Origin of the sequence: Rhodoblastus acidophilus, from assembly GCF_009720655.1 — a bacterium.
Lineage (GTDB): Bacteria > Pseudomonadota > Alphaproteobacteria > Rhizobiales > Beijerinckiaceae > Rhodoblastus > Rhodoblastus acidophilus_A.
Map to the genome: position 1 here is coordinate 170,314 of NZ_WNKS01000004.1, position 13,083 is coordinate 183,396.

Genomic DNA, 13,083 nt, shown 5'->3' on the forward strand with positions numbered 1-13,083 from the left:
GGTCGTTCTGTGTCGAAAGGGCGCATGAACGCCCAGGCTTTCTCGCCGAAATGGTCGGAGTTGAAGCATTTGCCCGATTCGAGCTGGCTGCCTGCGCCATTCCTGAACGCACTTTCGCCTGGCGCGCCGGAGGTTTCACCACCGGCGCCGATCCACGCGCGCCGCGCTGACGATTTGCAGTCCGGCGCGCTCCATTTCATGGAATGTCTTGGGCTGGAGGAGGCGCAGACCTGCGCTGCCGAGTGGGAGGACCTTGCGGCGCGCGCCCTGGAGTCGAACATTTTTTTCGAGCCCGGTTTTGCCTTGAATGCGGCGCGCCATATCGCCCGTTCGAAAAAGCCCGAATTCCTGTTCTGTTGGGAGGGCGGCGAAACGCCGGCGCGCGGCCGGCTTCTGGGCGTTTGGCCGCTGTTGATGCCGCGTTCGGCCTTTCTGTCCCTCGCGCGCAGTTGGACCCATGATTACGGCTGCTCCGGCGCCCCCTTGCTCGACCGCGCCTGCGCTCCCGTCGTGCTGGAGCGAATGTTGGCTTGGCTGCATCATCGGCGTCTCAACGCCGTCCGAACCCGGCTGCTGCCCAAGACCCATCCTGCCTATGCCGTCATGCAGGAGCACGCCGGGCGGGCGGGCCTGACCTTCACGATCGTCGACGAGCATGACCGCGCCGCGCTCGACGCCACCCAGGTGGGCGTTGCAGCGCGCGATTTCGTCTCCGCGGAAAGACGCAGCAAGCTGCGGCGTCGATTCCGGCGCTTGCGCGAACGGGGCGCGGCGGCGTTTCATGTCACGCGCGGCGCCGAGGATCTGCGCGAACAGATCGAAGCCTTCATGTTGATGGAGGCCAAGGGCTGGAAGGGGCGCAAGGGAACGGCATTTCTGAGCGATCCCGGCCATGCCACCTTTTTGCGCGCGATGAGCCGGACGCTCGGGCGCCAAGGCAAGTGCCGGGTGTTCTGGCTTTCGCTCGACGGGCGGATGATCGCGGCGAACATTATCTTGCAGGATGGGCGCGGCGGGGCCTATTTCTGGAAGACCGCCTATGACGAGGACTTCGCGTCCCTATCGCCCGGCGCCTTGTTGACCATGGACATGACAGACCGGTTGCTCGCCGACCGCAGCGTCGCCTTTGTGGATTCCTGCGCCATCCCGAACCATCCGATGATCGACCATATGTGGCGCGGCCGGCTGCGCGTCGGCGACGTCATGCTGGCCATCGCGCCGGATCGTCCGCTCGCCTTCGCCGGTCTGCTGCATCGCGAGAAATTCCGGCTCACGTTGCGGGAAAGAACAAAATCCGCGCTGGCGCGGATCAGGTCGCGCTGAATGACGGATGCGCGCCAGCGCCTGGACAAATGGTTGTGGTTCGCGCGCATGGCGCGCACGCGTGTGTTGGCGCAGGAGTTGATCGCAAACGGCTTTGTCCGCGTCGACGGGCGCAAGGCCGATCAGGCCTCGAAAATGGTCGGCCCGGGCAATGTGCTGACCATCGCCCTGGCGCAAAAAGTCGTTGTTCTGGAAATCCTCGGATGCGCCGAGCGGCGTGGCTCCTATCCTGAGGCGCAGAAACTCTATCGTCTGATCAGCGGCCCCGAGGGGGAATGAGCGCGCCGATGTCGGCGCGCTCCAATGTCAAAGTTCCAGCAGGCGGCGGGCGATGACCTGCGCCTGGATTTCCGCCGCGCCCTCGAAAATGTTGAGGATGCGGGCGTCGCACAGCACGCGTGACACCGGATATTCCAGGGCAAAACCGTTGCCGCCGTGGATTTGCAGCGCATTGTCCGCCGCCGCCCAGGCGACGCGGGCGCCGAGCAGTTTGGCTTGCCCCGCTTCGAGGTCGCAACGTTTGCCCTCGTCCTTGGCGCGGGCCGCGAAATATGTGATCTGCCGGGCGATGTGGACCTCCACCGCCATCATGGCGATCTTATCGGCCACGCGCGGGAAGTGGATCAGCGCCTTGCCGAACTGGATGCGTTCCTTGGCATAGCGCAGGGCCAGCTCCATGGCGCACTGGGCGACGCCCACCGCGCGGGCGGCCGTCTGGATGCGGGCGCCCTCAAAGGTCTGCATGAGTTGCTTGAAACCTTGGCCCTCGACGCCGCCGAGGAGGTTTTCCGCCGGAACTTCAAAACCGTCGAAGGCGATTTCGTATTCCTTCATGCCGCGATAGCCGAGCACCTCGATCTCGCCACCCGACATGCCTTTTGCGGGAAATGGGTTTTCGTCCGTGCCGCGCGGTTTTTCCGCCAGCAGCATCGACAGGCCCTTGTAGCCGGGCTCGTTCGGGTTGGTGCGGGTGAGAACCGTCATCAGGTCAGCGCGGACTGGATGGGTGATCCAGGTCTTGTTGCCGTTGACGATATATGTGTCGCCTTCCTTGACCGCACGCGTCCGCAGCGAGGCGAGGTCGGAGCCGGTGTTCGGCTCGGTGAACACGGCGGTCGGCAGGATTTCGCCCGACGCGATTTTTGGCAGATATTTCGCCTTCTGCTCGGCCGTTCCGCCGCCCAAAATCAGTTCGCCGGCGATTTCCGAACGGGTGCCGAGCGAGCCCACGCCGATATAGGCGCGCGACAGCTCCTCAGTGACCACGCACATGGCTTCCTTGCCGAGGCCCATGCCGCCGAATTCTTCGGGCAGAGTGAGGCCGAACACGCCGAGATCCGCGAGGCCCTGGATGATTTCCAGCGGGATGTACTCGTTCTTGAGATGCCATTCATGGGCGTGCGGCACGACTTCGGCTTCCGCATATTTGCGGATTTCCTCGCGAATGGCTTCGAGCGTGTCGTCGAGGCCCGGCGTGCCGACGGTCGCCGAGGCTTCGGCGTGATCGACGAGGTCGACAAGGCGGGCGCGGTTGGCGACCGTGTTGCCGGCAGCCACAAGCGCATCGATCTCGGAGATTTTGGCGGCGGCGATTTCCGCTGGCGCCAGGCCGAAGTCGCTGGGGCGCACGAACTCGCCCTGGCTCATCGGGATGCCGCCAAAAATCTGCGCCAGATATTCGCCGACGCCAATGCGCGTCAAAAGGTCTTCGGTTTCGCCATAGCGGCCTTCGCCGTTGACGCGCTCGGCATAGGCAAGCATTTCGCGCACGGATTCGACATAGGTGGCGAGCCAGGCGAGGCCGTGGGCGGCGTGCTGTTCCTTTTCGATCAAGGCGTTCGACAATTTGCCGTTTTCAACGACTTTTCCGCGCAGGGACGCCACGGCTTTTTCGTAGAGGGCTTCTATGGCGTGGGTCGCCTTGCGCCCAAGGGCAAAAAATTCTTCGTTGGCGGCCTGAGTCATTTCGGCTCCTGCGTCAGAGTTTGGAATTGTCGTGGTCGCCACGGCTTAAAGCGGCGCTTTTCGCAGCGCAATATGACCTTTGATCATACAAAACCTTTCTTTCGTAGCAGGGCCTCGACGTCGGGCCCGCGGCCGCGAAAGGCGGCATAGGCGGCGTTGGGATCACGGCGATTGCCGGCGGAATAGACATAGTCCCGCAATTTTTTCGCGGTTTCGCGATCAAAAATGTCGCCCGCTTCCTCGAAGGCGGCGAAACCGTCGGCGTCGAGCGTTTCCGACCACAGGTAGGAATAATAGCCGGCAGCATAGCTTTCGCCCGCGAAGACGTGCCCGAAGTGCGGCGAGCGGTGCCGCATGACGATTTCGGCGGGCATGCCGATTGTTTCCAAAATGTCGGCTTCGGCCGCGCCGACTTCCGCCGGGGCATCAGGGCGCCAATGCAGCTTGAAATCGACGAGGGCGGAGGCGAGGAACTCGACTGTCCCAAAACCCTGGTTGAAGCAGCGCGCGGCGACAATGCGGTCGATCAGAGCCTGCGGCATGGGCGCGCCGGTCTCAAAATGCTTGGCGAATTTTTGCAGGACTTCCGGACGCAAGGCCCAGTGTTCGTAGACCTGCGAGGGAAATTCGACGAAATCGGTCGGCGTGGAGGTCCCGCTCATCGAGGGATAGACGACGTCGGACAGCATGCCGTGGAGGGCGTGGCCGAATTCGTGGAATAGGGTGATGACCTCTGTCAGGGTCAAGAGCGAGGGCCGGTCCGGCGTCGGCTTCAAAAAGTTCATCACATTGACGATGACCGGGCGCTCCTCGCCGCCGAGCTTTTTCTGACTGCGGAATCCGGACATCCACGCGCCTGAGCGTTTTCCCGCGCGGGCGAAATAATCGCCATAGAAAATGGCGACGTGGCGCCCATGCCCATCTTTCACTTCATAGGCGCGCACGTCGGTGTGATAGACGGGCAGGTCGAAGCGCCGCTCGAAGCGCAGATCGAACAGTTTTTCCGCGCAATAGAAGGCCGCGTCTATCATGGACTCCAACTGGAAATAGGCCGCAAGTTCGGCCTGGTCCAGGGCATAGCGCGACAGTCGCAGCTTTTCGGCATAGTAGCGCCAATCGTGCGCGGCCAACGCGAAATTGCCGCCTTCCCCGTCGATGAGGTCCTGCAGGGCGGCGCGCTCCTCCTCGGCCCTGCGCAGCGCTGGCGTCCACAGCTTTTCCATCAATGCGGCGGCCGCGCTCGGCTCATGCGCCATGGTCGGCTCAAGCTTGTAGTCAGCAAACGTTTTGTAGCCAAGCAGGCTCGCCTTTTCCTGGCGCAGGGCGAGAATTTGCGCGATCAGCGGGCGGTTGTCGGTTTTCCCTGCATGTTCGCCACGCGCCACAAAAGCCTTGAACAGCTCCTCGCGCAGGTCTCGACGCGTGGATTGGCTCAAGAATGACTCGACGCTGGAGCGCTGGAGCGTCAGCGCGCAGGGTTTGGCTGTGTTCCGATCCTTTGCCGTCTGCGCGGCTGCGGCCTTGATGTCATCGGCGAGTCCCGCGAGGTCGGCTTCCTCCAGCTCGAACAGAAAATCGGTTTCGTCCGCCAGGATGTTTTGGGCGAATTGGGTTTCAAGCTCGCTCAGCGTCTCCGCGATCTGCGCATAGCGGGCGCGGGCCTCGCCTTCGAGCTTGGCGCCGGTGCGAACAAAACTCTTGTGGGTCAGCTCCAGCAGCCGCGCCTGCTCCTCATCCAGCGTCAGGTCTTCGCACCGGTCGTAAAGCGCGCTAACCCTGGCGAAAAGCTCGGGGTTCAGGGAAATGGCGGTGAAATGTCGGGTGAGCTGAGGAGAAATTTCGCGTTCGAGGACGCGCAGCTCTTCCGTGGAATCCGTCCCGGTGAGATTCCAGAACACGCTGCCGACCTTGTTGAGCTTGCGCCCGGCGAGTTCGAGCGCGTCGATGGTGTTGGCGAAGGTCGGCGCCTCCGGATTGGAGGTGATAGCGGCGATTTCCGCCTCATGGTCGCGCAGGGCGTGCGAAAAAGCATCGCGGAACTGCTCCGTGGCGATCTGCGAAAAAGGCGGCAGGGCAAAGGGCGTCGACCAGTCGTTCAGCAGCGGGTTGGCGGTCATGAAAATCTCCGTTGGTCTCCACAAATAGGTTTGTTGCGTCGGTCGCGCCAGTTGCTTTCCGGCCCAGGCGCCTCATGCTCCCGAACGGAGACCTTTCATGCGTGGATTCCTGCGACTGATTCTTGAGAGCCTGAAAAATTTCGACAGCGATGACGGCTATGCCATGTCGAGCCACATCGCTTTGCAAGGCTTGACCGCCATTTTCCCCTTCCTGATCTTCGTCACCAGCCTCGCGGGCTTCCTGGGCGGTCAGCTTGTCGCCCACGACGCGGCTGGCGCGTTTTTCGAAATCTGGCCGCCGCAGGTCGCCGGGCCAATTCGCCAGGAAATCGAGCGGGTTCTGAACGCGCGACACAGCGGCTTGCTGACCATCAGCGCGGCGCTGGCGGTCTATTTCTCGTCAAGCGGGGTCGAGGCTCTGAGAACAGGGCTGAACCGCGCCTATGGTCTGAAGGAAACGCGACCCTGGTGGCTCCTGCGGCTTGAATCCATCGGCTATGTCGTCATCGGCGCCCTGGCCTTGCTGGCGCTGACCCTGCTGCTGGTGCTCGGGCCGGTAATCTGGGAGACGGCGCTCAAATTCGCGCCAGGGCTGGCGCCGCTTACGCATCTGGTTGCCTTGGCGCGCTATGGCGTCGCAACGGTCATTCTGGTGATTGCCCTGATCGTGGCGCATCGCGTGCTGCCCAACGCCAAAATGCCCTTGCGCGATTGCGCCCCGGGCATAATCCTCACATTCGCCGCCTGGATGATTTTCGCGACGGCCTTCAGCGCCTATCTCCAGCGCTATGCCTTCAAATATGTCGCGACTTATGCGGGCTTGGCCTCGGTGATGATCGCCATCGTGTTTCTCTATGCGCTCGGCGCGATCTTCATTTACGGCGCGGAGTTGAACCAGGCGCTGGTGCGAGCCCGAAAGACGCGGGAAGGGCGGGACCGAAGCCCCGCCCCCTGAAAATCAGGATTTTTTTCCCGCCTCGATCACGTCCTCGATCGTTCGCAGGCCGGTTTCGGTGGCGTTGACCAGAACCGCCATGTTGCCGGGCGCGTGCTGGTTCTTCCACATCTTCATGTGGGCCAGCGGAATCTTCGCCCAGGGGAAGACTTCGGACATGCAGGGATCGACGCGGCGGTCGACCACGAAATTGTTCGCGGCGGCCGCCTGTTTCAGATGAGCAAAATGCGAACCCTGGATGCGCTTTTGCCGCATCCAAACGTAGCGAGCGTCAAAGGTGAGGTTGAAGCCGGAAGTGCCCGCGCAGAACACAATCATGCCGCCGCGCTTGCACACCAGGGTCGAAACCGGGAAGGTCGCTTCGCCCGGATGTTCGAAGACGATGTCCACGTCCTTTTTGCCAGTGATGTCCCAGATCGCCTTGCCGAACTTGCGGGCTTCCTTGGTCCACTCGGTATATTCGGGCGAATTGACCTTGGGCAGCTGGCCCCAGCATTTAAAGTCCTTGCGGTTGATCACGCCCTTCGCGCCGAGCGACAGCACGTAGTCGCGCTTGGTTTCGTCGGAAATGATGCCGATGGCGTTGGCGCCGGCCGCCGCGATGAGCTGGACGCCGAACACGCCGAGGCCGCCGGAGGCGCCCCAAACCAGCACGTTGTCGCTCGGCTTCAGGCGGTGCGGCTCGTGGCCGAACAGCATGCGATAGGCGGTGGCGAGCGTCAGCGTGTAGCAGGCGCTTTCCTCCCAGGTCAGGTGCTTCGGACGCACCATGAGCTGGCGGTCCTGCACGCGGCAGAACTGGGCGAAGGAGCCATCGGGGGTCTCGTAGCCCCAGATGCGTTGCGATGACGAAAACATCGGGTCGCCGCCGTTGCATTCCTCGTCGTCGCCGTCGTCCTGGTTGCAGTGGACGACCACTTCGTCGCCCACCTTCCAGCGCTTCACCTTGGAGCCGACCGCCCAGACGATGCCGGAGGCGTCGGACCCCGCGATGTGATAAGGCAGCTTGTGCACGTCCAGGGTCGAGATCGGCTCGCCAAGCGCGGCCCACACGCCATTGTAGTTCACGCCGGCGGCCATCACCAGCACCAGCACGTCATGGCTGTCGAGCTCCCAGGTGGGCACGACTTCGAGCTGCATGGCGGTTTCCGGCGGGCCGTGACGGTCCTTGCGGATCACCCAGGCGTGCATGTTTTTCGGAACATGGCCGAGGGGCGGAATTTCGCCGATGTCGTAAAGGTCCTTGTAGACCGGTTTTTGTTCGGTCAACGCTCACTCCTGTCGGTTAAACCGTTTTTTTCCCTGGCGTCGACGATGCTAGAACGGCGCGCGCCAAATCCAAAAGGGATTTTTGCTGCGCTGCGGCATTCCGCTGTCGGGAAACGGGCCCTCACTCCAGGAGTTTGCCGCCCCGCCACCATGAAATCCGGCAGATAAACATTTTTATCAGCTTTGGCGACTGTACTTGCGGCTATGATGCTTTCTCCTTAAGTCCAACGCCTTATTGGTCTCGCCCTCGCCCGCCCCGGCGACGCCAAAGGCAGAAATATCATCGATTAGCGCGAGGGCGTTCCCGCATTTTTCCAGGATCGTCTCGGCTTGACGTCTGATTGTGCTTTGCGAAAAAGTCAGGCAAAGCATCGATGAACAAAACACCGTCAAACCGTGTGAGAGGCTCGAATGACCAAGACCCAGACTGGCCGCGACAAGCCGTGGATTTTCCGCACCTATGCGGGTCATTCGACCGCCGCCGAATCCAACAAGCTGTATCGGGGCAATCTCGCCAAGGGGCAGACGGGCCTCTCCATCGCCTTCGACCTGCCGACCCAGACCGGCTACGATTCCGACCATCCGCTGTCGCGCGGCGAGGTCGGCAAGGTCGGCGTGCCGATCAGCCATCTCGGCGACATGAACACCCTGTTCGACGGCATTCCCATCGCGCAGATGAACACGTCGATGACGATCAACGCCGCCGCGCCCTGGCTGTTGTCGCTCTACATCGCCGCCGCCGACTTGCAGGGCGCGCCGCGCTCGGTGCTGCAAGGCACGACGCAGAACGACATCATCAAGGAATATCTTTCGCGCGGCACGCACATTTTTCCGCCGGGCCCGTCGCTGCGCCTGACCCGCGACGTCATCCTGTTCACAACAAAAGAGGTCCCCAAGTGGAACCCGATGAACGTTTGTTCCTATCACCTGCAGGAAGCGGGCGCGACGCCGGTCCAGGAGCTGTCTTATGCGCTGGCGACCGCCGTCGCCATCCTCGACACGGTGAAAAAATCGGGGCAGGTGGCCGACGCCGACTTCGGCGAGGTTGTCGGACGCATCTCCTTCTTCCTCAACGCCGGCATGCGTTTTGTCACCGAGTTGGCAAAAGTCCGCGCCTTCACCGAATTGTGGGATGAGCTGACCCTCAACCGCTATGGCGTGAAGGAGGAAAAGCATCGCCGGTTCCGCTATGGCGTGCAGGTCAATTCGCTGGGGCTGACCGAACCGCAGCCGGAAAACAATGTTTATCGCATCTTGATCGAGACGCTGGCCGTCGTGCTGTCCAAAAAGGCGCGCGCCCGCGCCGTGCAATTGCCGGCCTGGAACGAGGCCCTTGGCCTGCCGCGTCCGTTCGACCAGCAATGGTCGCTGCGCCTCCAGCAAATTTTGGCCTATGAAACCGACCTCCTCGAATATGGCGACCTTTTCGACGGCTCCATTGAGCTGACCAAGAAGGTTGATGAACTGAAGGCCGAAGCCCTTGCCGAACTCGCCGCCATCGACGCCATGGGCGGCGCGGTCGCCGCGGTTGAAACCGGCTATCTCAAGGCCAAGCTCGTTGAATCCAATACGCGGCGCCTCGAGGCCATCGAATCGGGCGAGCAGATCGTCGTCGGCGTCAACAAGTTCACGGAAACCGAGCCCTCGCCGCTCACCGCAGGCAACGGCGCCATCATGGTCGTCTCCGAACATGTCGAGGCCGAACAGATCGAGCGCCTGAAGGCGTGGCGCGCCCAGCGCGACGCCAAGGCGGCGGAAAAGGCGATCGCCGATCTGCGCGCCGCCGCGCAGGAGGACCGCAACATCATGGAGCCGTCGATCGCGGCGGCCAAGGCGGGCGTGACCACCGGCGAATGGGCGCAAACTCTTCGCGAAGTGTTCGGCGAGTTCCGCGCGCCGACCGGGGTGGGCCGCGCCGCGCGCGAGGCCGGCGCCTCGCTGGCCAGCGTGCGCGCCGATGTGGAGCGCGTCTCGAAAATACTCGGCCGGCGCATAAAAATTTTGGTCGGCAAGCCGGGCCTCGACGGCCACTCCAATGGCGCCGAGCAGATCGCAGTGCGCGCCCGCGACGCCGGCATGGAGGTGGTTTATGAGGGCATCCGCCTCACCCCGGCCGAAATCGTCAATGCCGCGCTTGAAGAGGGCGTGCACATCGTCGGCTTGTCCATTCTTTCCGGCTCGCATCTGTCCCTGGTCCGAGACGTGATGGCGAAGATGAAGGCGCAGGAGATTTCCGACATTCCGGTGATCGTCGGCGGCATCATCCCGCCGGAAGACGAGAAATTGTTGTTGTCCGAGGGCGTCGCCGCCGTCTACACGCCCAAGGATTACGAACTCAACGCGATCATGGCCGACCTCGTCCGCGTGGTGGAAAAAACCGCCGCCGCAGCCTGAACGCAAGCCGTCGCGATTGCCAGCCTCCGCCGTGTGGGTCACAAACGGCGGAGGCTTTCTTTTTTGATTCGACGGGAGTGCGAGCATGGCCGCCGGAGCCTGTACACAGGGACTGGACACCGGATTCATCGAACTCGGGTACGCGAAGGTCGCGGCCCTCGGCGTGGTTCAGGGCATTACGGAATTGCTTCCCATTTCCTCGACCGCACATATGCGCATCGTGCCGGCGCTGCTCGGCTGGCGCGATCCCGGATCGGCGTTTTCGGCCGCCATGCAGATGGCGGCGCTGGCCGCCGTGATCTCCTATTTCTGGTCCGATTTTTCCGGACTGCTCGGCGGCTCCGTGCGCGCCATCGCCCGACGCGATTTTCGTGATTGGCAGTTCCGCTTCACCAGCTGGATCGTGCTCGCCACGGTCCCGCTGGTGATTTTCGGCCTGCTGCTGTCATCGACGCTGAACGCCTGCGGCTCGCCGTTGCGCAGCCTTTATGTCATCGGCGCGGCCTGCATCGTCATGTCGGTGCTGCTGGCGCTGGCGGAAATGTTTTGCGCGCACAGGCGGACCATGGACAATGTTTCGCTCAAGGACGCCATGCTGGTGGGGCTCGCGCAAGTCGGCGCGCTCATTCCCGGCGTGAGCCGGTCCGGCTCGACCCTGACCGCCGCGCTGTTCCTCGACCTCAAGCGCGAAGAAGCCGCCCGCTTCTCGTTCCTGCTAGGCCTTCCCGCCATTTTTCTGGCGGGCGTCAAAGAGTTCCATGAACTCTACAAGGCGCATCTGCCGCTGGAGGGCTGGTTGATCCTTGCCGTTGGCCTGGTGGTCGCGTCGATCTCCGCCTTTGTCGCGATCTGGAGCCTGATGAAATATCTGGAGCGGTTCTCGTCCTGGATTTTCGTGTTCTACCGCTTTTTCATCGGCATATTCCTGATCAGCGCCGTGTATCTGGGCTGGCTGACCTAAGCCGCCTCTCTCAAAACCACGACATGAAAAAAGCCCTTGGTCCGTGAGGACCAAGGGCTTCTCATTTGATCGGATGCGCCGATCAGCCGCCGCGATTGGCGATCAGATCCTCGACCACGGTGGGGTCGGCCAACGTGGACGTGTCGCCCAGCGAACCGAACTCGTTTTCCGCAATCTTGCGCAGGATGCGGCGCATGATTTTTCCGGACCGGGTCTTGGGCAGACCCGGCGCGAACTGGATCACGTCCGGCGAGGCGATCGGGCCGATTTCCTTGCGGACCCAGGCCACCAGTTCCTTGCGCAGCTCTTCGGTCGGCTCGATGCCTTCCATCACGGTGACATAGGCATAGATGCCCTGGCCCTTGAGGTCGTGCGGATAGCCGACCACGGCGGCTTCCGAGACCGCCGCGTGGGCGACCAGCGCGCTTTCCACTTCCGCCGTGCCCATGCGGTGACCGGAGACGTTGATGACGTCGTCAACGCGGCCGGTGATCCAGTAGAACCCATCGGCGTCGCGGCGGCAGCCGTCGCCGGTGAAATATTTTCCGGGATAGGTCGAAAAATAGGTCTGCTGGAAGCGTTCGTGGTCGCCGTAGACCGTGCGCATCTGGCCCGGCCAGCTGTCGGCGATCACCAGATTGCCTTCACAGGGGCCTTCGATCACCACGCCATTGGCGTCGACCACCTGCGGCTGAACGCCGAAGAACGGACGGGTCGCCGAGCCGGGCTTCAGTTTTGTCGCGCCGGGCAGCGGGGTGATGAGGATGCCGCCGGTTTCAGTCTGCCACCAGGTGTCGACGATCGGGCAGCGGTCCTCGCCGACCACGCGGTGATACCATTCCCAGGCTTCCGGGTTGATCGGCTCGCCAACGGAACCGAGCAGGCGCAGGGTTTTGCGCGAGGTCCGCTTCACCGGCTCCTCGCCGGCGCCCATCAGCGAGCGAATGGCGGTCGGGGCGGTATAAAAGATGTTGACGCCGTGCTTGTCCACCACATCCCAGAAACGGGAGATGGTCGGATAGTTCGGAATGCCCTCGAACATCAGCGTGGTCGCGCCGTTCGCCAGCGGCCCATAGACGATGTAGCTGTGGCCGGTCACCCAACCCACGTCGGCGGTGCACCAATAAATGTCCCCGTCGTGATAGTCGAACACATACTGGTGCGTCATGGACGCATAGACCAGATAGCCGCCGGTGGTGTGCACCACGCCCTTTGGCGCGCCCGTGGAGCCCGAGGTGTAGAGGATGAACAGCGGGTCTTCCGCGTTCATTTCGGTGGGCGGGCAGTCGGCCGAAACCTTTGCCGTTTCCTCATGCAGCCACACGTCGCGGCCTTCCTTCCAGGCCACGTTGCCGCCGGTGCGCTTGACGACGATCTGGGTCTCGACGATGTCGCCGGTCTTGTCGATGGCGGCGTCGGCGTTGGCCTTCAGCGGAACTTTTCGCCCGCCGCGCAGGCCTTCGTCGGCGGTGATGACGACCTTGGACTTGCAGCCCTCGATGCGGCCCGCCAGCGAATCAGGCGAGAACCCGCCGAACACGATCGAGTGGATCGCGCCGACGCGCGCGCAAGCCAGCATGGCGTAGGCAGCTTCCGGAATCATCGGCAGATAGAGGGTGACGGTGTCGCCCTTTTTGACGCCCTTGGCTTTCAAGACGTTGGCGAAGCGGCTGACTTCCTCGTGCAGCTGCTTGTAGGTGATCTTTTTCGACTCTTCGGGATTGTCGCCTTCCCAGATGATCGCGACCTGATCGCCGCGCTTGGCGAGGTGACGGTCGATGCAGTTCAGCGACACGTTGGTGGTGCCGTCCTCGAACCATTTGATCGACACATTGTGCGGATCGTAGGAGGTGTGCTTCACCTTGGTGAAGGGCTTGATCCAGTCGATGCGCTTGCCGTGCTCCGCCCAGAAACCTTCGGGGTCCGACACGGACTTCGCGTAAAGCTCCTTGTACTTCGCATCGTTGATAAACGCGCGGTTTTCCCACTCCGCCGGAACGGGATAAACTTTATCGGACATGCATTCCTCCCAACACAATCAGACGCCACTCTTGGTTCAGCAGGGCGTCTTTGATCGGGAGCATTATGGCCCAAGCGCG

General features: G+C 62.5%; 9 protein-coding genes. 5 read left to right on the forward strand and 4 right to left on the reverse strand.

The window, feature by feature from the left end:
- Positions 1 to 24: 24 nt before the first annotated feature.
- Both GJ654_RS07075 and GJ654_RS07080 read left to right on the forward strand, forming a co-directional pair.
- Positions 25 to 1,323 (forward strand): GNAT family N-acetyltransferase, encoded by a 1,299-nt coding sequence (locus GJ654_RS07075; protein WP_155445429.1) that lies wholly within the window; start codon positions 25 to 27, stop codon positions 1,321 to 1,323.
- Positions 1,324 to 1,602 (forward strand): RNA-binding S4 domain-containing protein, encoded by a 279-nt coding sequence (locus GJ654_RS07080; protein WP_155445430.1) that lies wholly within the window; start codon positions 1,324 to 1,326, stop codon positions 1,600 to 1,602. It abuts the gene before it with no gap.
- A gap of 27 nt (positions 1,603 to 1,629) precedes the next feature.
- Here the strand turns inward: GJ654_RS07080 and GJ654_RS07085 are convergent, their stop codons facing one another.
- Positions 1,630 to 3,288, reverse strand: coding sequence for an acyl-CoA dehydrogenase family protein (locus GJ654_RS07085; protein ID WP_155445431.1), 1,659 nt, complete (start codon positions 3,286 to 3,288; stop codon positions 1,630 to 1,632).
- An 83-nt stretch (positions 3,289 to 3,371) separates the two neighbouring features.
- Positions 3,372 to 5,405, reverse strand: a complete 2,034-nt coding sequence (locus GJ654_RS07090) for a M3 family metallopeptidase (protein ID WP_155445432.1) — start codon at positions 5,403 to 5,405, stop codon at positions 3,372 to 3,374.
- 97 nt (positions 5,406 to 5,502) lie between these two features.
- Between GJ654_RS07090 and GJ654_RS07095 the strand changes: the two genes are divergently transcribed.
- Positions 5,503 to 6,360, forward strand: a complete 858-nt coding sequence (locus GJ654_RS07095; RefSeq protein ID WP_155445433.1) for a YihY/virulence factor BrkB family protein — start codon at positions 5,503 to 5,505, stop codon at positions 6,358 to 6,360.
- Between the two features lie 3 nt (positions 6,361 to 6,363).
- Here the strand turns inward: GJ654_RS07095 and ccrA are convergent, their stop codons facing one another.
- Complete coding sequence (gene ccrA, locus GJ654_RS07100) at positions 6,364 to 7,629, reverse strand: crotonyl-CoA carboxylase/reductase (protein ID WP_155445434.1); 1,266 nt, start codon at positions 7,627 to 7,629, stop codon at positions 6,364 to 6,366.
- 411 nt (positions 7,630 to 8,040) lie between these two features.
- Between ccrA and GJ654_RS07105 the strand changes: the two genes are divergently transcribed.
- Together GJ654_RS07105 and GJ654_RS07110 are read left to right on the forward strand one after the other, a co-directional pair.
- Positions 8,041 to 10,023 carry a protein meaA gene (locus tag GJ654_RS07105; RefSeq protein ID WP_155445435.1) on the forward strand — a complete coding sequence of 661 codons (1,983 nt, stop codon included), beginning with the start codon at positions 8,041 to 8,043 and terminating at the stop codon, positions 10,021 to 10,023.
- An 85-nt stretch (positions 10,024 to 10,108) separates the two neighbouring features.
- Positions 10,109 to 10,984 (forward strand): undecaprenyl-diphosphate phosphatase, encoded by an 876-nt coding sequence (locus GJ654_RS07110; RefSeq protein ID WP_155445436.1) that lies wholly within the window; start codon positions 10,109 to 10,111, stop codon positions 10,982 to 10,984.
- An 82-nt stretch (positions 10,985 to 11,066) separates the two neighbouring features.
- Here the strand turns inward: GJ654_RS07110 and acs are convergent, their stop codons facing one another.
- Positions 11,067 to 13,004 carry an acetate--CoA ligase gene (acs, locus tag GJ654_RS07115; protein ID WP_155445437.1) on the reverse strand — a complete coding sequence of 646 codons (1,938 nt, stop codon included), beginning with the start codon at positions 13,002 to 13,004 and terminating at the stop codon, positions 11,067 to 11,069.
- Positions 13,005 to 13,083: the final 79 nt, after the last annotated feature.